The organism is Streptomyces sp. YIM 121038 (assembly GCF_006088715.1).
Lineage (GTDB): Bacteria > Actinomycetota > Actinomycetes > Streptomycetales > Streptomycetaceae > Streptomyces.
This window is the reverse complement of sequence record NZ_CP030771.1, coordinates 5481487-5505032: the sequence shown is the minus strand read 5'-3', so window position 1 is coordinate 5505032 and position 23546 is coordinate 5481487. Positions and strand designations below refer to the sequence as shown.

Annotated in this window: 23 protein-coding genes and 1 pseudogene; 7 read left to right on the top strand and 17 right to left on the bottom strand. The window is 72.3% G+C overall.

The features are described 5' to 3' along the window. The first annotated feature begins 60 nt into the window (after nt 1-60). A complete protein-coding gene (gene cseB / locus C9F11_RS23500) occupies nt 61-774 on the top strand; it encodes a two-component system response regulator CseB (RefSeq protein ID WP_138961130.1) in 714 nt (237 codons plus the stop codon). Further along, complete coding sequence (gene cseC, locus C9F11_RS23495) at nt 663-2261, top strand: two-component system sensor histidine kinase CseC (protein ID WP_249402219.1); 1599 nt, start codon at nt 663-665, stop codon at nt 2259-2261. Before cseB ends, cseC begins: the two co-directional genes overlap by 112 nt. 43 nt (nt 2262-2304) lie before the next feature. Here cseC and C9F11_RS23490 read toward each other — a convergent pair. Next, nucleotides 2305-2523, bottom strand: a pseudogene (locus C9F11_RS23490) (VOC family protein); the annotation flags it as partial. A gap of 292 nt (nt 2524-2815) precedes the next feature. Beyond that, nucleotides 2816-4279 (bottom strand): MDR family MFS transporter, encoded by a 1464-nt coding sequence (locus C9F11_RS23485; protein WP_249402218.1) that lies wholly within the window; start codon nt 4277-4279, stop codon nt 2816-2818. A gap of 274 nt (nt 4280-4553) precedes the next feature. Between C9F11_RS23485 and C9F11_RS23480 the strand changes: the two genes are divergently transcribed. Beyond that, nucleotides 4554-5135, top strand: a complete 582-nt coding sequence (locus C9F11_RS23480; RefSeq protein WP_138961128.1) for a TetR/AcrR family transcriptional regulator — start codon at nt 4554-4556, stop codon at nt 5133-5135. Nucleotides 5136-5159: 24 nt separating this feature from the next. Here the strand turns inward: C9F11_RS23480 and C9F11_RS23475 are convergent, their stop codons facing one another. Next, on the bottom strand, nt 5160-5717 hold the full coding sequence (locus C9F11_RS23475; RefSeq protein WP_138961127.1) for a M23 family metallopeptidase: 558 nt from the start codon (nt 5715-5717) through the stop codon (nt 5160-5162). 645 nt (nt 5718-6362) lie between these two features. Here C9F11_RS23475 and C9F11_RS23470 point away from each other — a divergent pair. Then, nucleotides 6363-7340, top strand: a complete 978-nt coding sequence (locus C9F11_RS23470) for a PDDEXK nuclease domain-containing protein (protein WP_138961126.1) — start codon at nt 6363-6365, stop codon at nt 7338-7340. Between the two features lie 82 nt (nt 7341-7422). On the opposite strand, the gene C9F11_RS23465 is transcribed toward C9F11_RS23470, so the two are convergent. Continuing rightward, a complete protein-coding gene (locus C9F11_RS23465; RefSeq protein WP_138961125.1) occupies nt 7423-9948 on the bottom strand; it encodes an ATP-dependent Clp protease ATP-binding subunit in 2526 nt (841 codons plus the stop codon). A 466-nt stretch (nt 9949-10414) separates the two neighbouring features. Here C9F11_RS23465 and C9F11_RS23455 point away from each other — a divergent pair, with 466 nt between their 5' ends. Then, nucleotides 10415-11071 carry an SCO3374 family protein gene (locus C9F11_RS23455; RefSeq protein WP_249401852.1) on the top strand — a complete coding sequence of 219 codons (657 nt, stop codon included), beginning with the start codon at nt 10415-10417 and terminating at the stop codon, nt 11069-11071. Here the strand turns inward: C9F11_RS23455 and C9F11_RS23450 are convergent. The 11 genes from C9F11_RS23450 to C9F11_RS23405 all read right to left on the bottom strand — a co-directional run bounded on the left by C9F11_RS23450 (nt 11050) and on the right by C9F11_RS23405 (nt 19761). After that, nucleotides 11050-11385: an Lsr2 family protein gene (locus tag C9F11_RS23450; protein ID WP_030679881.1), complete on the bottom strand. Its 336-nt coding sequence runs from the start codon at nt 11383-11385 to the stop codon at nt 11050-11052. The two genes, C9F11_RS23455 and C9F11_RS23450, sit on opposite strands and share 22 nt — an antisense overlap. 224 nt (nt 11386-11609) lie before the next feature. Continuing rightward, the gene (locus tag C9F11_RS23445) at nt 11610-12203 is read right to left on the bottom strand and encodes an amino-acid N-acetyltransferase (RefSeq protein WP_138961124.1); all 594 of its coding nucleotides are present in this window, start codon (nt 12201-12203) and stop codon (nt 11610-11612) included. Between the two features lie 9 nt (nt 12204-12212). After that, nucleotides 12213-12656 (bottom strand): BlaI/MecI/CopY family transcriptional regulator, encoded by a 444-nt coding sequence (locus C9F11_RS23440; protein ID WP_138961123.1) that lies wholly within the window; start codon nt 12654-12656, stop codon nt 12213-12215. Nucleotides 12657-12819: 163 nt separating this feature from the next. Next, on the bottom strand, nt 12820-12996 hold the full coding sequence (locus C9F11_RS47495; RefSeq protein ID WP_171075825.1) for a hypothetical protein: 177 nt from the start codon (nt 12994-12996) through the stop codon (nt 12820-12822). Nucleotides 12997-13009: 13 nt separating this feature from the next. After that, nucleotides 13010-13675: a hypothetical protein gene (locus C9F11_RS23435; RefSeq protein WP_242720602.1), complete on the bottom strand. Its 666-nt coding sequence runs from the start codon at nt 13673-13675 to the stop codon at nt 13010-13012. Between the two features lie 141 nt (nt 13676-13816). Beyond that, complete coding sequence (locus tag C9F11_RS23430) at nt 13817-14086, bottom strand: hypothetical protein (RefSeq protein WP_138961122.1); 270 nt, start codon at nt 14084-14086, stop codon at nt 13817-13819. Between the two features lie 87 nt (nt 14087-14173). After that, on the bottom strand, nt 14174-14980 hold the full coding sequence (locus C9F11_RS23425) for a type III pantothenate kinase (protein ID WP_138961121.1): 807 nt from the start codon (nt 14978-14980) through the stop codon (nt 14174-14176). 6 nt (nt 14981-14986) lie between these two features. Then, the gene (nadC, locus tag C9F11_RS23420) at nt 14987-16009 is read right to left on the bottom strand and encodes a carboxylating nicotinate-nucleotide diphosphorylase (protein ID WP_171075824.1); all 1023 of its coding nucleotides are present in this window, start codon (nt 16007-16009) and stop codon (nt 14987-14989) included. Then, nucleotides 16006-17709 (bottom strand): L-aspartate oxidase, encoded by a 1704-nt coding sequence (locus tag C9F11_RS23415; protein WP_138961120.1) that lies wholly within the window; start codon nt 17707-17709, stop codon nt 16006-16008. Before C9F11_RS23415 ends, nadC begins: the two co-directional genes overlap by 4 nt. Before the next feature lie 55 nt (nt 17710-17764). Continuing rightward, nucleotides 17765-18766, bottom strand: coding sequence for a pantoate--beta-alanine ligase (gene panC, locus C9F11_RS23410; RefSeq protein WP_138961119.1), 1002 nt, complete (start codon nt 18764-18766; stop codon nt 17765-17767). Next, a complete protein-coding gene (locus tag C9F11_RS23405) occupies nt 18763-19761 on the bottom strand; it encodes a DUF2520 domain-containing protein (protein ID WP_138961118.1) in 999 nt (332 codons plus the stop codon). The genes panC and C9F11_RS23405 overlap by 4 nt, the downstream gene beginning before the upstream one ends. A 136-nt stretch (nt 19762-19897) precedes the next feature. Between C9F11_RS23405 and C9F11_RS23400 the strand changes: the two genes are divergently transcribed. Beyond that, on the top strand, nt 19898-21160 hold the full coding sequence (locus C9F11_RS23400; RefSeq protein WP_138961117.1) for a beta-eliminating lyase-related protein: 1263 nt from the start codon (nt 19898-19900) through the stop codon (nt 21158-21160). Here the strand turns inward: C9F11_RS23400 and C9F11_RS23395 are convergent. Then, a complete protein-coding gene (locus C9F11_RS23395) occupies nt 21120-21356 on the bottom strand; it encodes a hypothetical protein (protein WP_138961116.1) in 237 nt (78 codons plus the stop codon). The genes C9F11_RS23400 and C9F11_RS23395 overlap by 41 nt on opposite strands. Before the next feature lie 295 nt (nt 21357-21651). Between C9F11_RS23395 and C9F11_RS23390 the strand changes: the two genes are divergently transcribed. Further along, on the top strand, nt 21652-22761 hold the full coding sequence (locus C9F11_RS23390; RefSeq protein ID WP_138961115.1) for a DUF5937 family protein: 1110 nt from the start codon (nt 21652-21654) through the stop codon (nt 22759-22761). Nucleotides 22762-22795: 34 nt separating this feature from the next. Here the strand turns inward: C9F11_RS23390 and C9F11_RS23385 are convergent, their stop codons facing one another. Then, nucleotides 22796-23470 (bottom strand): response regulator transcription factor, encoded by a 675-nt coding sequence (locus C9F11_RS23385; RefSeq protein WP_138961114.1) that lies wholly within the window; start codon nt 23468-23470, stop codon nt 22796-22798. Nucleotides 23471-23546: the final 76 nt, after the last annotated feature.

Sequence of the window (23546 nt, the reverse complement as noted above, 5' to 3'; positions counted from 1 at the left end):
CACCCGGACCGGACAGTGACCACCCCGACCGCCCTGACCACCTCGAACTGAGAGCACCCGATGGCAGAACACACCCATGTCCTGTTCGTCGAGGACGACGACGTCATCCGCGAAGCCACGCAGCTCGCCCTGGAGCGCGACGGCTTCGTGGTCACCGCCATGCCCGACGGACTGCTCGGCCTGGACGCGTTCCGGGCCGACCGGCCCGACATCGCGCTGCTCGACGTGATGGTGCCCGGCATGGACGGCGTCTCGCTGTGCCGCCGCATCCGCGAGGAGTCCACGGTCCCGGTCATCATGCTGTCGGCCCGGGCCGACTCCATCGACGTCGTCCTCGGCCTGGAGGCGGGCGCCGACGACTACGTGACCAAGCCGTTCGACGGCGCCGTCCTGGTCGCCCGCATCCGCGCCGTCCTGCGCCGCTTCGGGCACGCCAGCGGCTCCGGCACGGGGGCGGCCGCGTCCCAGGACCAGGGTCCCGGGGACGGCGGGGTGCTGACCTTCGGCGACCTGGAGATCGACACCGAGGGCATGGAGGTGCGCCGCGGCGGCCAGCCGGTCGCCCTGACGCCGACGGAGATGCGGCTGCTGCTCGAGTTCTCCTCCGCCCCGGGCACCGTCCTCTCCCGCGACAAGCTCCTGGAGCGCGTCTGGGACTACGGCTGGGGCGGCGACACGCGCGTCGTCGACGTCCATGTGCAGCGGCTGCGCACGAAGGTCGGCCAGGACCGCATCGAGACGGTCCGCGGCTTCGGCTACAAGCTCAAGGCGTGAGCTTGCGGGATGCGATACGAGGCGCTGCGCGCCGGGTCCGCCGCGGCGGTGCCCGCGCGGCGGTCCAGGGGGCGGACATGAGCGGGGCGGCGCGGCGCGGGCGGGACGCCCGCACCGGCTTCGGCGGCCGGGCCGGTGGCCTGCGGGACCGGCTCCTCGGCCTGGTCGGGACGCGGCTGCGGACCGGCGTGCGGTGGAAGATCGCCACCGCCATCGGCTTCGTCGGCGCGCTGATCGCGGTCGCGCTCAGCCTCGTCGTGCACAACGCCGCCCGGGTGTCCATGCTCGACAACGCGCGCGACCTCCAGGACGAGCGCGTCCAGATCGCCCAGCGCAACTACGAGGCGCGCGGCACCACCACCGCCATCTACGGCACCAAGGTCGACGATCCGGAGCTGCCGAAGGAGCTGCGCCGCCAGGTCCTCAAGGGGCGCCGCGCCACCTACGTGCAGGAGCGCGGCGGGGGCACGCCCGACATCTGGGCGGCCGTGCCGCTCAGCGACGGCCACGTCCTTTCGGTGCACACCCGCTTCACCGACCGCAGCGCCACCATCATGAAGGACCTCGACCAGGCCCTGGTCATCGGCTCCATCTCGGTCGTCTTCGGCGGCTGTGCGGTCGGCGTGCTCATCGGCGGCCAGATGGCGCGGCGGCTGCGCAAGGCGGCGACGGCCGCGCGCGAGGTCGCGCAGGGCCAGACCGAGGTGTCCGTACGGGACGCCATCGGCGGCGTCGTGCGCGACGAGACCGACGAGCTCGCGCAGGCCGTGGACGCCATGGCGGACGCGCTCAAGCAGCGCCTGGAGGCCGAGCGCCGGGTGACCGCCGACATCGCGCACGAGCTGCGCACGCCGGTGACCGGGCTGCTCACGGCCGCCGAGCTGCTGCCGCCGGGCCGCCCCACGGAGCTGGTCAAGGACCGCGCGCAGGCGATGCGCACGCTCGTGGAGGACGTCCTGGAGGTGGCCCGGCTCGACTCCGCGTCGGAGCGGGCCGAGCTGCAGGACATCCTGCTCGGCGAGTTCGTGAGCCGGCGGATGGCCACGCTGCCCGTCGAGGTGACGGTGACCGTGGTGCACGAGTCGGAGGTCACCACCGACCCGCGCCGTCTGGAGCGCATCCTGTACAACCTGGTCACCAACGCCGCCAAGCACGGCAAGCCGCCGATCGAGGTGAGCGTGGAGGGCCGCGTGGTGCGGGTGCGCGACCACGGCCCCGGCTTCCCCGAGGCGCTGCTCGCCGAGGGCCCGAGCCGCTTCCGCACCGGCTCCGCGGACCGCGCGGGCCGCGGCCACGGCCTGGGTCTGACCATCGCGGCGGGCCAGGCGCGGGTGCTCGGCGCCCGGCTGACCTTCCGCAACGTGCGCCCGCCCGGGGAGTCCACGAACGGGCCCGCGGTGGGGGCGGTGGCGGTCCTGTGGCTGCCCGAACACGCGCCGACGAACACGGGCAGCTACCCGATGCTCCAGCTGCCGGACCTCGGCTGAGGGCGAGGGCGGGACCTCAGCAGCCCCAGTTCTTGTCGGGGCCTCAGCAGCCCCAGTCCTTGTCGAGGTCGAGGCCGCCCTCGCGCGGCTGGGTGAACGAGAACCAGTTCCCGGAGTCGTCGCGGAAGATCGCCTCGATGCCGTACGGGCGCTCCTGGGGCTCCTGGAGGAACTCGACGCCCCGGGCCTTGAGCTTCTCGTAGTCCCCGTGGACGTCGTCCGTGCTCAGGGCCGCGCCGAGGGTGCCTTTGCCGACCAGCTCGCACACCTCCGTGACCGCGAGGTCGGCCGAGCGCAGCATGTCCTCGGCCAGGTCGAGGTCAGGGTCATCCCGGTCACGGGCGTCCTTTGCGGCTGAACCGCCGCCGCTCTCGCGGACCTGGTCACTCGCCGTCGTGGTTCCTCAATTGATGGTTACGGTCACCGCACGAGACCACGGCCCCGGCAATTCGTGCCGGGGCCGCGGTGGGCCGGGGTGCGGGGCGGCTGCTCGGACGGCTCTGCGGCCGTCGCTCCCGCCCCGCGCGCGGAGTCCCCTTCCGCGCTCCCGGCTGCTACTGGTCGGCGGGGGCCGCGGGGGCCGAACCCCGCAGCGGCGTCTCCCGAACGAACACCGCGGCGCACAGCGCGGCCACGGCCATCACGGAGCCGAGCACGAAGGCGGCGTGCGTCCCGGAGGAGACCGCGTGCTGGTAGGCGTCGCGGACCACGTCCGGCAGCTTGGCGAGGCTCGCCGCGTCGAGCTGCGCGGACTGCTCGGTGACCTTGCCGCCCGCGGCACCGGCCCGCTCGGCCATCTCGTCCTGCACCCGGTTGTTGAACAGCGCGCCCATGACGGCGACGCCGAAGGACGAGCCGAGCGTGCGGAACAGCGTGGCCGAGGAGGACGCGACGCCCATGTCCTTCATCTCGACGCTGTTCTGCGCGACGAGCATGGTGATCTGCATCAGGCAGCCCATGCCCGCGCCGAGGACCGCCATGTAGATCCCGGAGGTCAGCCGGGAGGTCTCGGTGTCCATCTGGGCGAGCAGGAAGAGGCCCACGGCCATCAGGACGCTGCCGGCGATCGGGAACACCTTGTACTTGCCGGTGGAGGTGGTGACGCGGCCCGCGACGTTCGACACGGCCATCATGGCGAGCAGCATCGGCATGAGCAGCAGGCCGGAGTTGGTGGCCGAGGCGCCCTGCACGGCCTGCTGGTACAGCGGCAGGAAGAGCATCGCGCCGAACATCACGAAGCCGGTCAGGAAGCTGATCACCGACATCAGCGTGAAGTTGCGGCTGCGGAAGATCCGCAGCGGCATGAGCGGCTCGGCGGCCTTCTGCTGGACGAAGTAGAAGCCGACGAGCGAGGCGACGCCGAGGCCGATGAGCTCCATGATCACGGCCGAGTCCCAGGCGTACTCGGTGCCGCCCCAGGTGGTCACCAGGACGAAGGACGTGATGCCGACGGTGAGCAGCGCCGCGCCCAGGTAGTCGATGCGGCCGCCGGCCTGCTTCTTCGGCAGGTGCAGCACGGCGCTCACCATGAACAGGGCGACGATGCCGAGCGGCAGGTTGATGTAGAAGGCCCAGCGCCAGCCGAGGTGGTCGGTGAGGGTGCCGCCGACGAGCGGGCCGCCGATCATCGCGACCGCCATGACGCCGGTCATCATGCCCATGTACTTGCCGCGCTCACGGGGCGGCACCAGCTCGCCGATGATCGCCATGACGCCGACCATCAGGCCGCCCGCGCCGAGCCCCTGGACCGCGCGGAAGGCGATGAGCTGCCCCATGTCCTGGGCCAGACCGCTGAGCGCGGAGCCGATCAGGAAGATCACGATGGAGGTGAGGAAGGCGCCCTTGCGCCCGTACATGTCGCCGAGCTTGCCCCAGATCGGGGTGGAGGCGGCGGTGGCGAGGGTGTACCCGGTGACCACCCAGGACAGGTGCTCCAGGCCGCCGAGGTCACCGACGATCGTCGGCATCGCGGGGCTCACGATCATGTTGTCGAGCATCGCGAGGAGGATCGCGACCATCAGCGCGAAGATCACCACCCGCACGCTCCGCTGGGGTGGCTCCTGTGCCGCCCGTTGCTCCTTGCTGCCCGGCCCGACTGCTACGGCACTCGCCATGTCGCTCCCCGCTCGCCAGCTACTTACTTGCCGCCCGGCAAGTTGACTACACTGAGGGAAGGTAGACCCCCAACTAGCCGGTCGTCAAGTAAGTAGGCTGGCCGGGCGTCAAGCACGTCCCAAGGGACCGTAAAAAGCGGAGCTCCCTCGGGCGGAGAAGGAGTGCGAGGATCGCCCCATGGGCACAGGGAAGCAGCAGCGCCGCGGTGACACCCGCCAGCGCATCCAGGACGTGGCACTCGAACTGTTCGCCGAGCAGGGGTACGAGAAGACGTCGCTGCGGGAGATCGCCGAGCGTCTAGAGGTCACGAAGGCGGCGCTGTACTACCACTTCAAGACCAAGGAAGACATCCTCACCAGCATCTTCGACGACATGACCCGCCCCATCGACGAGCTGATCGAGTGGGGCAAGGAGCAGCCGCGCACGCTCGACACCAAGCGGGCGATCCTCACGCGCTACAGCGAGATCCTCACGAACGCCGCCCCGCTCTTCCGCTTCATGCAGGAGAACCAGGCGACGATGCGCGACCTGAAGACCGGTGAGAGCTTCAAGGACCGCATGCTCCAGCTCCTGGACATCCTCAAGAGCGACGATCCGGCGACGCCGATGACCGCGCAGGTGCGCTGCTTCAGCGCGCTGTTCACCATGCACGGCGGGATGTTCGTGCTCAAGGACGCCGAAGGCGACCCCGAGGAGAAGCGGAAAGCCATCCTCGAGGTCGCCATCGACTTGGTGACCCAGGCGCACGAAGGCGTCTGAGTCAGAGCGTGCGCGCGGAGGGGATCACACGCGCACGCCCTGCTGGCGCAGGAAGGAGACCGGGTCGACGGCCGAGCCGTAGTTCGGCGTCGTACGGATCTCGAAGTGCAGGTGGGGGCCGCTGGAGTTGCCCGTGTTGCCGGAGAGGGCGATGCGCTGGCCGCCGGTGACGGCCTGGCCGACGCGCACCTCGACGCGGGAGAGGTGCGCGTACTGCGAGTACGTGCCGTTGGCGTGCTTGATGACGACGGCGTTGCCGTACGCGGGCCCGTCACCGGCGCCGTTCGGGCCCGCCTTCACGACGGTCCCGGCGTGCACGGACTTGACCACGGTGCCGCTCGGGACGGCGAAGTCCTGGCCGGAGTGCTTGTGGGCCCACATGCTGCCGCCCAGGCCGAAGGTCGCGGAGAGGCGGTAGCGGTCGACCGGGTCCTGCCAGGACGGGGCGGCGGGGGCCTTCACGGCGGCGCCCGCGGCACCCGCCCCGAGCGCCGTCACCGCGCCGACGCCGACGGCGACGACGGCCGCGCGGACGCGGCAGGACGGGCGGCCGGAAGGGTGGGACTTCGAGCGCTTCGACATGGAGACCTCCGGGGCGGGCGGCACACGGGGTGCCGGGCACGGGCCGCGGGGGGCGCGGCTCGCACGCTGGGGACGTACAAGACAAGAACGGCAAAGCGAATCCGGCACGCTTGGGGGTGCGTGCCGGATGGCCATCCCTTGGTAACCCCCAGCCCGCCCGGCGCCCAAAACGCGCTTCTACTAGGGGCGGCCGTAGCTCCGGGGGCGCGTTGCGGGCCGAAAGTCCCTGCCACAGCGCCGAACGGCACCACTACCCGTCCTCGTATGTGACGTATGCCCTGTGCCCCATGTCACCGCCGCCAAGATCCACCATCGGCGGGATGTGACCGGCGCTACGCTCGCGCGCAGGGAACCCGCGGCCGTCGGCATCCGCCTCGCGCACCCCCTGACCCGACGCCGCCCCGGTGGACAAACCCATACATATCGACTTCCCGGTCTCCTTCAGGGAGAGCGCCAGAAGCCGACGGACAAGGACCTGCACGGCGGGCACAGCGAACGGGACCCGGACCTCCTCCACTCGCCCCCTGGCCGAAACAGCCGATCCGGGCCCCACGGGGAGCCGAACTCCCAAACCACCCCCACACGTTCGGATGACCCCACAGGGTTCCCGCCCCTGTAAAGCGCCCGCTGCGCCAGCCTCGGCCCATGCACAAGTACGAAGATCTGCTGGCCGAAGCGAAGGCCACGGCAGAGGGCGCCCGCCTCCGCACCCGGAGGGCCGTGAACGCCGAACTGGTCCAGATGTACTGGCGGATCGGCAAGCTGATCCTGGCCCGCCAGACAGAGGACGGCTGGGGCACCGGCATCGTGGCCCGGCTCGCCACGGACCTGCGGGGCGCCTTCCCGCGGCAGCGGATCTTCTCGTACCGCAACCTCGTGCAGACCCCGAAGATGGCGCACACCTGGCCCGCGCTCATCGCCCAGCGCCCGGTCGCGCAGCTCCCCTGGAGTCACATCACGGTGCTGCTCGACAAGTTGCACACCCGCGCGGAGCGGGACTTCTACGCGACCGAGGCCGTGCGCAACGGCTGGTCACGGGCACAGCTGACGCTGGCCATCCGCCAGCGCCTGCACCTCCCGCAGCGCGCCACCCCGCCGCTCCCGGACGACGTGACCCTGCCCGCGGGCTCCCCCGCCCTCGCCGAACTCGCCTGCGACCCCTACCGCCTCGACTTCCTGCGCCTGGACGACCAGCGCCCGGCCGACCCCACGTACGAGGAGTCGATCGCGAACCGGATGGTCCGCGTCCTCACCGGCCTCGGCAGCGGCTTCGCGTTCGTCGGCTGCCGCTACCCCGTCCTCGCCGGTGACCAGTACCACCGCGTGGACCTGCTCTTCTACCACCTCTCCCTGCGCCGCTACGTGGCCTGCGCGCTCGGTACGACCACCACGCGCCCCACCCACCTCACCCGCCTGGACGCCCAGGTGCGGGCGGTGGACGACCTGGTCCGCGACCCCGACCGGGACGCCCCCACCATCGGCGTCCTCATCGAGACGAGCAGCGGCCAGGCCACCTACACCTCGCTCCCCCCGCGCGGCCGCCAGCTCCTGCCCACGGAGGAGGACCTGGCCCGCGTCCTGCGAGAGGCCGTCGCCCCGGCCGACGCCACCCCACACCTCTGAGCCGGCGCCAGGGCCGGAAAAGGGGCTGCCCCGGACCGTACGAAACGGTCCGGGGCAGCCCCTTCGGCGTGCTCTCGAAGAGCTACGCCTCCTTGCTCAGGTTCGGGCCCGAGCCACCGGCGGCCGACTCGATCGGCGGCACGTCCGGCAGCGCGGCCTTTTCCTCGCCGCGGAAGGTGAACGTGGCGGTCTCGCCCTCGCCCTCCGTGTCGACGACCACGATGTGGCCCGGACGCAGCTCACCGAAGAGGATCTTCTCGGAGAGCGTGTCCTCGACCTCGCGCTGGATGGTGCGGCGCAGCGGCCGGGCACCCAGGACGGGGTCGTAGCCCTTCTTGGCGAGGAGCTCCTTGGCGGACTGGGAGAGCTCGATGCCCATGTCCCGGTCCTTCAGGCGCTCGTCCACCTTGCTGATCATGAGGTCGACGATCTGGAGGATGTCGTCCTGGGTCAGCTGCGGGAAGACGACGACGTCGTCGACGCGGTTGAGGAACTCGGGGCGGAAGTGCTGCTTGAGCTCGTCCGAGACCTTGTTCTTCATGCGCTCGTAGTTGGTCTTCTTGTCGCCCGAGGCCGCGAAGCCCAGGTTGAAGCCCTTGGAGATGTCCCGGGTGCCGAGGTTGGTCGTCATGATGATGACCGTGTTCTTGAAGTCCACGACCCGGCCCTGGGAGTCGGTCAGGCGACCGTCCTCCAGGATCTGCAGCAGCGAGTTGAAGATGTCCGGGTGGGCCTTCTCGACCTCGTCGAAGAGGACGACGGAGAACGGCTTGCGGCGGACCTTCTCGGTCAGCTGGCCGCCCTCCTCGTACCCCACGTAGCCGGGGGGCGAGCCGAAGAGACGCGACACCGTGTGCTTCTCGCTGAACTCCGACATGTCGAGGGAGATCAGCGCGTCCTCGTCACCGAAGAGGAACTCGGCGAGGGCCTTGGACAGCTCGGTCTTACCGACGCCGGACGGGCCCGCGAAGATGAACGAGCCGCCGGGGCGCTTCGGGTCCTTCAGACCGGCACGCGTACGCCGGATCGCCTTCGAGAGCGCCTTGACGGCGTCCTTCTGGCCGATGACGCGCTTGTGGAGCTCGTCCTCCATGCGGAGCAGACGGGAGGACTCCTCCTCCGTCAGCTTGAAGACCGGGATGCCGGTGGCCGTGGCGAGGACCTCGGCGATCAGCTCGCCGTCGACCTCGGCGACGACGTCCATGTCGCCGGCCTTCCACTCCTTCTCGCGCTTGGCCTTCGCGGCGAGGAGCTGCTTCTCCTTGTCGCGCAGGGACGCGGCCTTCTCGAAGTCCTGGGAGTCGATCGCCGACTCCTTGTCCCGGCGCACGCCCGCGATCTTCTCGTCGAACTCGCGGAGGTCCGGCGGCGCGGTCATCCGGCGGATGCGCATCCGGGAACCGGCCTCGTCGATCAGGTCGATCGCCTTGTCCGGCAGGAAGCGGTCCGAGATGTACCGGTCGGCGAGGGTGGCCGCCTGCACGAGGGCCTCGTCCGTGATCGAGACGCGGTGGTGGGCCTCGTAGCGGTCGCGCAGGCCCTTGAGGATCTCGATGGTGTGCGGCAGGGACGGCTCCGCGACCTGGATCGGCTGGAAGCGGCGCTCGAGGGCCGCGTCCTTCTCCAGGTGCTTGCGGTACTCGTCCAGGGTGGTCGCGCCGATGGTCTGGAGCTCGCCGCGGGCCAGCATCGGCTTGAGGATGCTCGCCGCGTCGATGGCGCCCTCGGCGGCACCCGCACCCACGAGCGTGTGCAGCTCGTCGATGAACAGGATGATGTCGCCGCGGGTGCGGATCTCCTTGAGGACCTTCTTCAGGCGCTCCTCGAAGTCACCGCGGTAGCGGGAGCCGGCGACCAGGGCGCCGAGGTCCAGCGTGTAGAGGTGCTTGTCCTTGAGCGTCTCGGGCACTTCGCCCTTGACGATGGCCTGCGCGAGCCCCTCGACGACGGCGGTCTTGCCGACGCCGGGCTCACCGATCAGGACCGGGTTGTTCTTCGTGCGGCGGGACAGCACCTGCATGACCCGCTCGATCTCCTTCTCGCGCCCGATGACCGGGTCGAGCTTGGACTCACGAGCGGCCTGGGTGAGGTTCCGGCCGAACTGGTCGAGGACCAGGGACGTGGAGGGCGTGCCCTCGGCAGGACCGCCGGCGGTGGCGGTCTCCTTGCCCTGGTAGCCGGAGAGCAGCTGGATGACCTGCTGCCGCACCCGGTTGAGATCGGCACCCAGCTTGACCAGGACCTGGGCGGCGACGCCCTCGCCCTCGCGGATCAGGCCGAGCAGGATGTGCTCCGTGCCGATGTAGTTGTGGCCCAGCTGAAGGGCCTCGCGGAGCGACAGCTCCAGGACCTTCTTGGCACGGGGGGTGAAGGGGATGTGGCCGGACGGGGCCTGCTGGCCCTGGCCGATGATCTCCTCCACCTGCTGGCGGACCGCCTCGAGCGAAATCCCGAGGCTCTCCAGGGCCTTAGCGGCGACACCCTCACCCTCGTGGATCAGGCCCAGGAGGATGTGCTCGGTGCCGATGTAGTTGTGGTTGAGCATCCGGGCTTCTTCCTGAGCCAGGACGACAACCCGCCGCGCGCGGTCGGTGAACCTCTCGAACATCGTTAATCGCTCCTCAGAGCGGTCAGGCAGTAAAGGGGTCGGTCCCCTCCCTGTCCTTCCGCAGCTTAGTCCCGCAAGCGGGGACCGCTCATTCCAACTGCCGACACCGGTCGGATCACCCTCACTACGGTAGGGAACGCTTCCTGACTCATACGCCGACACATGCTCCAACCTGATGGTGCGAGACGATGTTCCCGCAGGCCAGGCAGTTACCCTCGCCATCAGTACGCCGTTGGCGAACGTGAGACGCCTGAACACCGCGTGTCGCCCCTCCCCACTAGGGATGTCTTACCCGTATGCACGGACACTCCATGCGGCGCACACTGGTTCCCTCCGCTACGGGCGAACACCCTTGCGCCGGAGAGCGTCCTGACACGCCCCCACTTTCGCCACCGTACGCAACCAGTGCACCACCCTGCGTGACATGCGCCGTAACTCCCGTACGCCCCGGGCGGTTGCTCCTGGCATGGCCCTTCCCAGCGTTCCGCAGCCCCGGCCGTCCGCCGAACCGCGTACCCGGCGCGCGGGGGCGCTGCGGGACGACCCGGTGCGGCGGTGGTACGAGCGGGAGCTCGGCTGGCCGGTGCGCCCCGGGCCGGGGCCAGGGGCCGCCCTCCGCCTGGTCACAGGCGTGCGCTTCGACGTCCTTCAGCTGCCGGCCGAGGCGGGCTTCGCCGCGCTGCGCCACCTGGGCCCGAAGGCCCCCGTGGCCCTGCACGGCGGGACGATGCGGCTCCTGATGGCCGCGGGCAGCGCCGACGAGCTGCCGGGGCTGCTCGACTGGCTGGAGTGGGGGGACATCCCCCTGGACCTCACCGCGATCGGCTCGGGCGGCCTGATCGACGCTCCGACGCCGCCGGGCCTGCCCGGCTCACGAGGGGCCGCCGTGTGGCTGCGCCCCCCGGAGCCCGGACACGAAGTGGAAGCCGCGCTGCCGTCGCTCACGACTCTGGCGGCCCTGGCGCCACGGGCGGCGGCGCGGGCCCTGGACGGCAGCGGAACCGACCCCCATTCCGGCTCCGCCGCGGGCTCCGATCTCGTACGGCTCGTGGACACGGCGGCGACGCAGTGCCACCGGGTCCGCTTGCGGCGTGCGAGCAATCAGCCGTTGGCCTTCTCGTAGGCCTCGCGGATGGACGCGGGGACGCGGCCGCGGTCGTTGACCTCGAAGCCGTTCTCCTTCGCCCAGGCGCGGATCTGCGCGGTGTCCTGGCTCTGGCTCGCCGCCGGGGCGCGCCCCTTGCCACGACCGCTCGCACGGCCTCCGGTACGCCGACCGCCCTTGAGGTACGGCTCGAGGAGTCCGCGGAGCTTGTCTGCGTTGGCGGTGGTGAGATCGATCTCGTAGCTCTTGCCGTCGAGGGCGAACGTCACGGTCTCGTCCGCCTCGCCGCCGTCGAGGTCATCGACAAGAAGGACCTGAACCTTCTGTGCCACCGGATTTCCTTTCATCGATAACTTCAGGGCCGGGCCACGCGGCCTGCGCCGCCGATTCGCCGCCCCCTGTTATATGCAGCACTGCAGTACGTCGGAAAGCAAACCGCTTTTCCTGGAAAAACACAAACCCCTGGGAGAGACCGGCTCCACGAGATCCCGGGAAACATGCGCGTTTCGGACATAGGGCACCGGGCATGTGACAGCCCGGAATAGTCCCGTCACGATCACAGATGCAGAAGCATCCGGCTGTTGCCCAAGGTGTTCGGTTTCACTCGTTCGAGGCCCAGGAACTCCGCTACGCCCTCGTCATAGGAACGAAGGAGCTCCGTGTAGACATCTGTGTCGACGGTATCGGCGGGCGTCTCGCCGATCTCCACGAAGCCGTGCTTGGCGAAGAAGTCGACTTCGAAGGTGAGGCAGAAAACGCGCCGGACACCGAGCCAGCGCGCGGTCTGAAGCAACTTACCGAGCAGCTGATGCCCCACGCCCGCACCCTTGACCTGAGGATTCACCGCGAGGGTACGGACTTCGGCCAGGTCTTCCCACATCACGTGCAGGGCCCCGCAGCCGACCACCGCCCCCGCTTTGCCGTTGCCGCCACCGCGTTCCGCGACCCAGAACTCCTGGATGTCCTCGTAAAGCGTGACGGTCGCTTTGTCGAGCAGGACACCCCGGCGGGCGTACGAGTCGAGCAGGGACCGCACGGCGGGCACATCCGTGGTGCGCGCCCTGCGCACGGAGACGGCATTTGGCGTGGAGTCGCTGAGCGGCGGGACTTCGGCACGCTCCGCGGGGAGTTCGTCGGGCTCGGCTGGCATGGGCGGACGCTATCGCTCGGTCACGCGGTCCGGAGCGTCGGGGTTCGCGGGGTTCTCGGGGTTCGCCGGGTTCGCCGGGCTCGCGGGGCTCTCATGGGATTCGACCATGCGGACCGCGTCACTGAGGGCTTCCCGCTGCTGTGGCGACATCATGCCGAAGAAGGCGACGAGAGCGGCCGCGGGGTTGTCGCTCTGCGACCAGGCTTCGTTCATGAGTGCGGCCGAGTAGGCGGCGCGTGTGGAGACCGCCTCATATCGATAGGCGCGGCCTTCCGCTTCGCGGCGTACCCAGCCCTTCTGATGGAGATTGTCCAGAACGGTCATCACCGTGGTGTACGCGATCGACCGTTCCTGTTGCAGGTCTTCCAGGACTTCTCGAACGGTCACGGGGCGGTTCCACTTCCACACCCGCGTCATCACTGCGTCTTCGAGTTCTCCCAAGGGGCGAGGCACAGCAGAACAATAGTGGGCGAAGTGACCTAAGTCACTGAAGCCGCGAAAGGCGGGATGAGAGGGGCGGGCACCCCATAGCGTCGACTTTTATGACAAAAAGGGCATACGGTTCGCGCGCGAGGGGAACCGTATGCCCTTGAGGGGCCTTGGAGGGGCGCCTGGGTCAGGCGCCGGCCTTCGGTGACTGCCGGACGGACTCGGCTCCGGCGATCGCCGCGTCGACGGCGGCGTCCTCCTTGGCCTTGTTGGCGCCGCCCTGGGTCTTGACGATCGTCACGATGAGGCCGATGAAGAACACGGCCATCACTACCGGGGGCACGAGCGCGGAGACGTATTCCATGCCCCCAGCGTAGCTAGCCCGCCGCGAGCCGCTGCGACGGGGCGGGCGGCTGTGCCGGGCGCTTGGGCGGGAACACCTCGGCCGGGGTGGGCACCGGGCGCGGCCGCTCGGGCGGGGCGGGGCGCTCGGCGGGCGGCTCGGGCCGGGGCGCGGGCTTGTCCCCGTCGGCGGCACGGCCGCCGGGCAGGGCCAGGAGCCGGGTGCGGGACTGCGGCACGAGGGGCCGGGGCGGGGGCGCGGTGCGGCCGTCCGCCGCCCGGGCCTCGCTCGCCGCCGCGAGGCGGGCGCGCAGGGCCCGCTCGGCGAGGCCTTCGCAGCGGGCGAGCAGGGCGGCCGCGCGCGGAGTGCCGCGCAGGGCGCGCAGCGCGGCGAGGTCGTCGGGGGCGGGCCGGTAGCCGGTGGCGAGCACGTCCTCCAGGAGCTCCAGGTAGCCGGCGGCGGTGCCGGGCAGCGCCGCCCGGTAGCGCGCGAGGTCGGCCACCAGGAAGGCGCGCAGCCGTGCGCCTTCGCGCACCGTCTCGTCGATGTCGTCGGCGAGGCGCACGCAGTCCTGCACGGCCTGGTCGTCGAGGGCGTGAGCGGTACTGGGGTGCAGGGCGAGGGCCAGGGCGCGGCGGAGCACGCGCAGCTCCTGAGCGCCGAAGGCCATGCCGCCCCGGGATCCGTATGGCGTGGGCATGGGGTGACGATACGCGCGCAAAGGACAAAATCGTCTTAACTCACCCGTTTGCGCGACACGCGCCTGCGGCCGCGCTTGTCCGGGTGGTGGGCTCTGCCTCCCCACCCGTCCGCCCGAAATTCCCCGGCCTCGCCGGGCGGCCTATTCCGAGCGGCGCCGCGTCGTGGCGAAGGCGACCGCGCCCACGCCGAGGGCCGCGGCCCCGGCGGCCGCGGCCCAGGGCAGCACCCCCGCGCCGGTCTCGGCCATGCGGCCGTCCGGGCGGGGCCCGGAGGGCGCGGAGGGCTCGACCGTGGACAGGGCGGGCCCGGGCGGCGGCTCCTGTGCCGAGGCCGGCGCGGCGGCCGTCAGCGTCGCCACCGCCAGGGCCGCCGCGGCACCCCACCGCCCCCTACGTTTCCTGCGTCCCACGCCCATCAGGCACCCAGCCCCCACACCCGCTCAGAACCCCTCCCTGGGGAGACTCCACGGGGCGGTTCCAGGTTGCCTGAGGGGACGTCAAGTACGCGACACGTTCCGCTCGTAGACCAGACGGAGGCCGATCAGCGTCAGCCACGGCTCGTGCTCGTCGATGACCGACGCCTCGCCGAGCACCATGGGCGCGAGCCCGCCCGTGGCGATGACCGTGACGTCGCCGGGCTCCCCGTGCGGGCCCGCGAGCTCGCGGGCCATCCGCCGTACGACGCCGTCGACCTGGCCCGCGAAGCCGTACAGGATGCCCGCCTGCATGGCCTCCACGGTGTTCTTGCCGATGACGCTGCGCGGCCGGGCCAGCTCGATCTTGCGTAGCTGCGCGCCGCGGACGCCGAGGGCCTCCACGGAGATCTCGATGCCGGGGGCGATGACGCCGCCCGCGTACTCCCCGCGCGCGGAGACCGCGTCGAACGTCGTCGCCGTACCGAAGTCCACGACGATCGCGGGGCCTCCGTAGAGCTCAACCGCCGCGACCGCGTTGATGATGCGGTCGGCGCCGACCTCCTTGGGGTTGTCCATGAGGATGGGGACGCCGGTCTTGATGCCGGGCTCCACGAGGACGGCCGGGACGTCGCCGTAGTAGCGGCGGGTGACCTCACGGAGCTCGTGCAGGACGGACGGGACCGTGGAGCAGATCGCGATGCCGTCGATGCCGTCGCCCAGCTCCTCGCCGAGCAGGGGGTGCATGCCCATCAGGCCGTTGAGGAGCACCGCCAGTTCGTCGGCGGTGCGCCGGGCGTCGGTGGAGATGCGCCAGTGCTCGACGATGTCCTCGCCGTCGAAGAGCCCGAGGACGGTGTGGGTGTTGCCGACGTCGATCGTGAGCAGCATGGCGGGTTACTCCGTCCCGCGCGCGGGGGCCTCGGCGGCGTCCCTCAGGTCGAGGCCGATGTCCAGGATCGGCGAGGAGTGCGTGAGCGCGCCCACCGCGAGGAAGTCGACGCCCGTCTCCGCGTACGCCCTGGCGTTCTCCAGGGTGAGGCGGCCGGAGGACTCCAGGAGCGCGCGGCCGCCGACGATCGCGACGGCCTCCGCGGTCTCCCCGGGCGTGAAGTTGTCCAGGAGGATCAGGTCGGCGCCCGCCTCCACGACCTCGCGCAGCTGGTGCAGGGTGTCGACCTCGACCTCGACGGCCACGTCCGGGAAGGCGTCCCGGACGGCCTTGAAGGCCTGGGCCACGCCGCCCGCCGCGACCACGTGGTTGTCCTTGACGAGGGCCGCGTCGGCGAGCGACATGCGGTGGTTGACGCCGCCGCCCGTGCGGACGGCGTACTTCTCCAGGGAGCGCAGGCCCGGCGTCGTCTTGCGGGTGTCGCGGACCTTCGTGCCGGTGCCCTCCAGGGCGTCGGCCCACGCGCGCGTGGCGGTCGCGATGCCGGACAGGCGGCACAGCACGTTCAGCGCGCTGCGCTCGGCGGTGAGCAGGTCGCGGGTGCGGGTGGTGATGCTCATCAGGACGTCACCGGCCTCGACGCGCTCGCCGTCCTCGACGTGCCGCTCGACCTCGAACTCGTCGGCGCAGACCACGGAGACGATGGCCTCGGCGACCCTGAGGCCCGCGACGGTACCCGCCTGGCGCGCCGTGAAGTCGGCGGTGGCGACGGCCTCTTCGGGGATGGTGGCGACCGTCGTGACGTCCACGGCGTCCGGCGAGAACTCCATGTCCTCGGCGATCGCGAGGTGCGCGATGTCCTCGACCTGGACGGGGTCGAGCCCGGCGTCGGCGAGGAGCTGGGCGAGCGACGGGTCGAGTCCGCACGCCATGGCGTCGGGCGCCTCGTCGCCGCAGCCGCAGGCGTCGCCGCAGCCGCTGTCGGCGAGGGGGAGTTCGGGGGTGCCGGTGGTGCTCACGTCGGTCACTGCTCCTGGGTGCTGGGGAAGCTGGCGTTGTCGGTGGTGCGTACGGCGAGGGTGCGATCCGGATTGATGCGGACGACGATGTGGCGTCCCCACGCCTCGTCGTCGCGGGTCCCGTGGTCCTCGCGCCAGTGGCAGCCACGAGTCTCCTCGCGCCGCTGGGCCGCCGCCACCAGGACGCGGGCCACGCACAGGAGGTTGGTGGTCTCCCAGGCGTCGACGCCCGGCTCGGCGGTCTTGCCGTCCTCGGCGAGCGCGCCCGCCGCGGCCGCGTGGATCCCGGCGAGCCGCTCGGCGGCCTCGGCGAGCGAGGCGGCGGAACGCAGTACTCCGGCGCCCTCGGTCATGGCCCGCTGGATGGCGAAGCGGGCCTCCGGGGGCAGCAGCGGGTGGGCGGGCTGCTCCGGGGCCGCCACCGGGGCGGGCACGCGCGCGTGGAAGGTGTCCGCGGCCTGCCGGGCGGCGATGTCCGCCGCGATGCGCTCGGCGTAGACCAGGCCCTCCAGGAGGGAGTTGGACGCCAGCCGGTTCGCACCGTGCACGCCCGTGCAGGCGACCTCGCCGCACGCGTACAGGCCCGCCACGGTGGTGCGGCCGTGCAGGTCGGTGCGGACGCCGCCGGAGGCGTAGTGGGCGGCGGGGGCGACCGGGATCGGCTCGGTCACCGGGTCGATGCCGTGGGCCCGGCAGGCGGCGAGGATCGTGGGGAAGCGCGTGGCCCACATGTCGGCGCCGAAGTGGCGGCCGTCCAAGTACATGTGCTGGACGCCCTGTTCCAGCATGCGGCGCGTGATGCCCTTGGCGACGATGTCGCGCGGGGCCAGCTCGGCGAGCTCGTGGGCGCCCAGCATGAAGCGCACGCCGTCCGCGTCCACGAGGTGGGCGCCCTCGCCGCGCACGGCCTCGGACACCAGCGGCTGCTGGCCCTCGGCGTCGGCGCCCAGGAAGAGCACCGTCGGGTGGAACTGCACGAACTCCAGGTCGGAGACCTCCGCGCCGGCGCGCAGGGCGAGGGCCACGCCGTCGCCCGTGGACACGGACGGGTTCGTCGTCGCCGAGAAGACCTGGCCCATGCCGCCGGTGGCGAGCACCACGGCGGGCGCGCGCACGGCGCCCACGCCGTCGTGCTGGCCCTCCCCCATGACGTGCAGGGTCACGCCTGCCGCGTGCCCGTCGGCGTCCGTCAGGAGGTCCAGGACCAGGGCGTTCTCGACGGTGGGTATGCCGCGCTCGCGGACCGCTTCGACGAGGGCGCGGGAGATCTCCGCGCCGGTCGCGTCGCCGCCCGCGTGCGCGATGCGGCTGCGGTGGTGGCCGCCCTCGCGGGTCAGGGCGAGACCGCCCCCGGCGGCCGCGTCGAACCGGGCGCCCGTCTCGATGAGGCGGCGCACGGCGTCGGGGCCCTCGGTGACCAGGAGGCGCACCGCCTCCGCGTCGCACAGGCCCGCGCCCGCCACGAGGGTGTCGTCGAGGTGCTGCTCGGGAGTGTCGCCCTCGCCGAGCGCGGCGGCTATGCCGCCCTGCGCCCAGCGCGTGGAGCCGTCGTCCAGGCGCGCCTTGGTGACGACGACGGTCTCCAGGCCCGCCGCCGCACAGCGCAGCGCGGCCGTCAGACCGGCCACTCCGGAGCCGACGACCACGACGTCGGCGGTCAGCGACCAGCCGGGGGCGGGAGCGTGCAGCCGTATGCCAGTACCGCTCATGCGAGGGCTCCGATCACGGTCGTACGGGGGCGCGTGGCGGCCCCGGTGGGCGCGGTCACGCCGGACCTCCGAAGGTCAGCGGGATGTTGTCGATGAGGCGGGTCGCGCCGACCTTGGCGGCGACGGCGAGCACCGCGTCGCCCTGGTGGCCGCGCACGACCGGCCGGAAGTCCGACGGGTCGACGAGCGCGGCGTAGTCCAGGACGAGCGGGGGCCGAAGACGTGCCGCCTCGTCGAGGACCTGCCGCGCGGCCGCGAGGACGGCCTCGGGGCCCGCGGGCGCGGCCTGGGCGACCGCGTGGGCGTCGGCCGCCGCGCGGGACTCACCGAGCGCGTTCAGCGCGTCCGCGCGTGCCGGGGTGGCCGGGGCGAGTGCCGCACGCGCGCGCAGGGCCTCCTGCGCGGCGTGCCGGTCGCGGCCCGCGAACAGGGCGCGGGAGAGCGCGAGGGCGGTGTGCCGCTCGGCAGGTGAGAGATAGCGGTTGCGGCTGGAGCGGGCGAGGCCGTCCTCCTCACGGACCGTCGGCACGCCGGCGATCTCCACGGGGAAGTTCAGATCCCGCACCATGCGGCGGATCAGGGCGAGCTGCTGGGCGTCCTTCTGGCCGAACAGCGCCACGTCGGGGGCCGTGAGGTGCAGCAGCTTGGCGACGACGGTGAGTACGCCGTCGAAGTGCCCGGGGCGCGTGGCGCCTTCGAGGACCGTGCCCATGGGGCCCGCGCCGACGCGCACCTGGGGCTCGCCGCCGGGGTAGACCTCCTCTACGGAGGGCGCGAACACGACGTCGGCGCCCGCCTGCTCGGAGGTCTTCACATCGGCTTCGAGGGTGCGCGGATAGCGGTCCAGGTCCTCGCCCGCGCCGAACTGGAGCGGGTTCACGAAGACCGTGACGACGACCTCGCCGTCGGCGCCCGCCGCGCGCCGCGCCTCGCGGATCAGCGTGGCGTGGCCCTCGTGCAGGGCCCCCATGGTCATGACGACGGCCCGGCGGCCCGTACGCGTGCGTGCGCGCAGGTCGTCGGCGGTGTGCAGCAGCCGGATCGGTGCGCCGCTCATCGGTCTCCTCCGTCCGCTCCGCCGTCGCGGAATCCCTCGGTGCCGCCCGCGGCTCCCCCGGGGCCCGCGAGCACGCCGAGGAGGTCCTCGGCGAGCTCCGGCTTGAGGAGGCCGTGCGCCAGCGCGCGGTCGGCGGTGGCGCGGGCCATCGCCAGATACCCGGCCACGGTCTGCGGCGCGTGCTTGCGCAGCTCGGCGACGTGCGCGGCGACGGTGCCCGCGTCCCCGCGCGCGACCGGTCCTGTCAGCGCGGCGTCACCGGAGCGCAGGGCGTTGTCCAGGGCCGCGCCGAGCAGCGGGCCGAGCATGCGGTCGGGGGCCGCGACGCCAGCGCCGCGCAGCAGCTCCATGGACTCGGCGACCAGGGTCACCAGGTGGTTGGCGCCGAGCGCGAGCGCCGCGTGGTACAGCGGCCTGGCGTCCTCGGCGATCCACTCGGGCTCGCCGCCCATCTCGATGACCAGGGCCTCGGCGGCGAGCCGCAGCTCGTCGGGCGCGGTCACGCCGAAGGAGCACCCGGCCAGGCGCTGGACGTCCACGGGGGTGCCGGTGAAGGTCATCGCGGGGTGCAGCGCGAGCGGCAGCGCGCCTGCGCGCAGGGCGGGGTCGAGGATCTTCGTGCCGTACCGCCCGGAGGTGTGCGCGAGGAGCTGTCCGGGGCGCACCGCGCCGGTCTCGGCGAGGCCTTCGACGAGGCCGGGAAGGGCGTCGTCGGGCACGGTCAGGAGCACCAGGTCGGCGCGCTCGAGGACCTGTGCGGGGGTGACCACGGGCACGTCCGGGAGCATGGCCGCGGCCCGCCTGACGGAGCTGTCGGAGACGCCCGAGACGGCCACCGGACGGTGCCCGGCGAGCTGCAGCGCGGCGGCGAGGGCGGGGCCGACGCGGCCCGCGCCGACGACGCCCACGGTGAGCCGCGCGGGCCGGTCCTTGGGGTCGGGGCCGTGGCCCGCCCGGGGGTCGGAGTGGGGCTCCGGCCGGTGAGGTGCGTTCACGCGATGACGCCTTCCCGTTCCAGTCCGCTCGGGGTACCGGACGATTTCTCGTCATGCTAACGCTATCCGTCCGCGCGGCGCCGTCGGCTGTCCACAGGCTGTGGGCATTCGTACGACCGCGCGGGATGATCTGTGGATGACCGCACACGACGCGCAGGACGACGCGCCCACTCCGCAGGAGAGCCCTCCGGCGGCCGGGCCGGAGAGCCCCCGGGCGGCCGGGCCGGAGACCCCGCAGGAGGACCCCGGGGCGGCCGGGCCCGAAGGCCGGGGCGAACCCGACGAGCGGGAGCGGCGCATCGCGGCGGCCCGGGGCGCGCGGCGGCTCCTCGCCCGCCCCCCGGTGACCGTTCCGCTCGGCGAGCACCTCGCCGCCCTCGCCGCGGGCGCGGCGGACGTCGCGGACCTGCAAGGGCCCGCCGACCTCTACGGCGACGGCGTGGTCGAGGACCTGGAGGACGAGGTCGCGCGGCTGCTCGGCAAGGAGGCCGCCGCGTTCTTCCCGACGGGCACGATGGCGCAGCAGGTGGCGCTGCGCTGCTGGGCGGGCCGCACCGGCAACGCGACCGTGGCGCTGCACCCGCGCTCCCACCCGGAGGTCCACGAACGGGACGCCCTGGTCACGGTGAGCGGTCTGCGCACGGCACACCCCACGGACGCCCCGCGCCCGCCCACGGCCGAGGAGGTGCGGGACTTCGAGGAGCCCTTCGGCACGCTGATGCTCGAACTGCCCCTCAGGGAGCCCGGTTTCCTGCTGCCCACGTGGGACGAGCTCCAGGAGGTGGTGGCCGCGGCACGCGAGCGGGACGCCGTGGTCCACTTCGACGGCGCCCGGCTGTGGGAGTGCGCGCCGCACTTCGGCCGCCCCCTGGACGAGATCGCCGGGCTCGCGGACAGCGTGTACGTGTCGTTCTACAAGTCCCTGGAGGGCATCGCGGGCGCCGCGCTCGCCGGCCCGCAGACGCTCGTCGAGGAGGCACGGGCCTGGCGGCACCGCTACGGAGGGCTCGGTTTCCAGCAGTTCCCGACCGCCCTGTCGGCGCTGCTCGGCCTGCGGAACGTCCTGCCGCGCCTGCCGGAGTACGTCGCCCACGCGCGCGTGGTCGCCGACGCGCTGCGCGGGGCCTTCGAGGCCTCCGGGGTGCCGTGGTCGCGCGTGCACCCGCAGCCGCCGCACACCCATCAGTTCCAGGTGTGGCTGCCGTACCCGCCCGACGTGCTGAACGAGGCGGCCCTCGCGCAGGCCGAGGAGACGAAGACCCTGCTGTTCTGGCGCTGGTTCCCGGACGGCCCGCCGGGCCTGTCCGTCACGGAGGTCACCGTGGCCGGGCCGGGACTGGCGTGGACGGCCGACGACGTCAGGGAAGCGGTCGCGGACTTCGTACGGCGCCTCCCCTGAGGCCGTGCAGGGCCCGGCGGAGGGCGGCCCGCAGGCGTCCGTGCGCGGGGCGTTCGTGGACCACGGCGTGGAACCGCCCGTAGTCGCGCACCTCGCGCACGACCTGCCAGTCGTGGGCACCGGGCGCGGGCGGCGCGGCCTCGCCGTGCTGGGCGGCGCGGTAGCTGTCGAGCAGGAACTGCTGGGTGACGCTCATGACGTACGACCTTTCATGTCAAATGGTACTTAACGGGCGGCGCGGAGGAAGCGGAACCCGTCGGACGTCCGGGGCAGGGCCCCGAGGACCGGTGAGCGGGAAGCGGAGAGAGGGCCAGGAGGAGGGGAACGAGCCGGGCCGGGCCGGGAGAGCGGCACCGTCGGGGCGGGGCGGCGACATCGGCGCCCCGTCGATGACACAAGCCTGCGCCAGGCCGGGCGGCCAGGTCCCGTCGATTGACGTCAGTCGTCAATCGGCGGCGGCGATGTCAGTGGCCCGGTGCACCATGGGGACCATGAGCGTGAGCATCGACATCACCGGCCTGGCGCCGGAGCGGGTCCATGTCGTGCCCTCGCCCCTCGCCGAGCTCGGCATGGCGCTGCACGCCCTGTCCGAGCCCGGTCACCACCCGGGGCTGCAGGGCTGGGCGACGGCGGTCAACGCGCGTCTGGACCAGAGCCTCGCGGACCGCCTGTGCGAGGCGGACTTCCTGTGGCGGACGACGTTCTCGGACGTCTTCGCGCCGTTCGCGGGCATCCCCGGCAAGCGGGCGCTGCCCGGTGCCACGCTCGCCGAGGAGCTCGACCAGCTGGACAAGCTGACGGACGAGCAGTTCGTGGACGCCGCCCTGGAGTTCACCTGCCAGCTCGCCTACGACCAGAACCGCGTGACGGACCCGCTGAACGACCCGAAGATGCGCCGCCACGCCCTGGAGCTGGCCGCCGCCCGGGGCGAGCACCAAGTGGCGTTCACCGAGCGCCTCCTGGACGACCCGCCCGCCGTGCGCGCCTGGTTCCGCCAGCTGATGCAGGACTGCGACGAGGCGTTCTTCTCGGACACCTGGGCCCGGCTGAGCCACCAGCTCGCGGCGGACGCCCGGCACAAGACCGAGCTGCTGCGCCGCAAGGGCCTCGGGGAGGCCCTGAAGGCGATGTCCGGGGCGGTGACCCTGGACGAGGAGGCCCGGCGGATCACCGTCGACAAGATGGCCTCGGGCCACACCAGGACGGCCGAGGGCGGCCTCGTCCTGGTGCCGACCAGCCTCGGCTGGCCGCACGTGATGGTCCTGCACCGCTATGGCTGGCAGTCCTCGATCACCTACCCCATCAGGTCCCCCGGCCTGACCGAGCCCGCCTCCGTGGAGCAGCTCACCCGCCGCATGGCCGCGCTCTCGCACCCGGTGCGGATGCGCCTGTGCCGCCACCTGGCCCGCGGGGCGTACACCACGGGTGAGCTTGCGGACGCCCACGGCATGACGGCCCCGGAGATATCCCGGCACCTCAGCGTCCTGAAGAAGGCCGAGCTGATCACCACCCGCCGCCGCGGCAGGTACGTGCAGCACCAGCTGGACCTGGGCGTGGTCTCGCGGCTCGGCAGCGAGTTCATCGAGGGCGTGCTCCGGTAGGCCGTGCCTGGGGCCCGCCCGGGGCCCCAGGGGGTCAGCCCCCGCCGCCGCCCGCGCGCACCAGGCCCGTCTCGTAGGCGAGCACCACCACCTGGACCCGGTCCCGCAGCCCCAGCTTGGTCAGGATGCGGCCCACGTGGGTCTTCACCGTCGCCTCGGACAGCACGAGGCGGGCCGCGATCTCGCCGTTCGACAGGCCCTGGGCGACGAGCACCATGACCTCGCGCTCGCGCTCGGTGAGCCGCTCGAGGCCCTTGTGCTGCGGCTGCCCCGCCGTGCCCGGCAGCATCGGCGCGAACCGGTCGAGCAGCCGCCGCGTCGTGGACGGCGCGACCACCGCGTCACCGCTGTGCACGGCCCGGATCGCGGCGAGCAGCTCCCCGGGCGGCACGTCCTTGAGCATGAACCCGGACGCGCCCGCCTTCAGACCCGAGAAGGCGTACTCGTCGAGGTCGAAGGTCGTCAGGATCAGCACCTTCGGGGGGTTGGCCTCGGAGCAGATGCGGCGCGTCGTCTCCACGCCGTCCAGCTTCGGCATGCGCACGTCCATCAGGACCACGTCGACCGCCGTGGCCCGCAGCACCTGCAGGGCCTCCACGCCGTCGCCCGCCTCGGCGACGACCTCCATGTCCGGCTGGGCGGCGAGCACCATCCGGAATCCGGTGCGCAGCAGCACCTGGTCGTCGACGAGCATCACGCGGATGGACATCACACGGTCCCTTCAGGGTGGATCGGCGGCAAGGACATCGGCGGAACGGGCGGGAGCGGGCCGAAGCAGCACCCCA

Bases quoted from the DNA above. Each gene is read 5' to 3' on its own strand.
- C9F11_RS23455 (WP_249401852.1), top strand. From the start codon at position 10,415: ATGGCCCTTCCCAGCGTTCCGCAGCCCCGGCCGTCCGCCGAACCGCGT.
- C9F11_RS23480 (WP_138961128.1), top strand. From the start codon at position 4,554: ATGGGCACAGGGAAGCAGCAGCGCCGCGGTGACACCCGCCAGCGCATC.
- C9F11_RS47495 (WP_171075825.1), bottom strand. From the start codon at position 12,996: ATGGAATACGTCTCCGCGCTCGTGCCCCCGGTAGTGATGGCCGTGTTC.
- C9F11_RS23385 (WP_138961114.1), bottom strand. From the start codon at position 23,470: ATGTCCATCCGCGTGATGCTCGTCGACGACCAGGTGCTGCTGCGCACC.
- C9F11_RS23465 (WP_138961125.1), bottom strand. From the start codon at position 9,948: ATGTTCGAGAGGTTCACCGACCGCGCGCGGCGGGTTGTCGTCCTGGCT.
- C9F11_RS23435 (WP_242720602.1), bottom strand. From the start codon at position 13,675: ATGCCCACGCCATACGGATCCCGGGGCGGCATGGCCTTCGGCGCTCAG.
- cseB (WP_138961130.1), top strand. From the start codon at position 61: ATGGCAGAACACACCCATGTCCTGTTCGTCGAGGACGACGACGTCATC.
- C9F11_RS23400 (WP_138961117.1), top strand. From the start codon at position 19,898: ATGACCGCACACGACGCGCAGGACGACGCGCCCACTCCGCAGGAGAGC.
- C9F11_RS23415 (WP_138961120.1), bottom strand. From the start codon at position 17,709: ATGAGCGGTACTGGCATACGGCTGCACGCTCCCGCCCCCGGCTGGTCG.
- C9F11_RS23395 (WP_138961116.1), bottom strand. From the start codon at position 21,356: ATGAGCGTCACCCAGCAGTTCCTGCTCGACAGCTACCGCGCCGCCCAG.
- C9F11_RS23470 (WP_138961126.1), top strand. From the start codon at position 6,363: ATGCACAAGTACGAAGATCTGCTGGCCGAAGCGAAGGCCACGGCAGAG.
- C9F11_RS23445 (WP_138961124.1), bottom strand. From the start codon at position 12,203: ATGCCAGCCGAGCCCGACGAACTCCCCGCGGAGCGTGCCGAAGTCCCG.
- C9F11_RS23485 (WP_249402218.1), bottom strand. From the start codon at position 4,279: ATGGTCGCGATCCTCCTCGCGATGCTCGACAACATGATCGTGAGCCCC.
- C9F11_RS23390 (WP_138961115.1), top strand. From the start codon at position 21,652: ATGAGCGTGAGCATCGACATCACCGGCCTGGCGCCGGAGCGGGTCCAT.
- C9F11_RS23425 (WP_138961121.1), bottom strand. From the start codon at position 14,980: ATGCTGCTCACGATCGACGTCGGCAACACCCACACCGTCCTCGGGCTC.
- panC (WP_138961119.1), bottom strand. From the start codon at position 18,766: ATGAGCGGCGCACCGATCCGGCTGCTGCACACCGCCGACGACCTGCGC.
- C9F11_RS23475 (WP_138961127.1), bottom strand. From the start codon at position 5,717: ATGTCGAAGCGCTCGAAGTCCCACCCTTCCGGCCGCCCGTCCTGCCGC.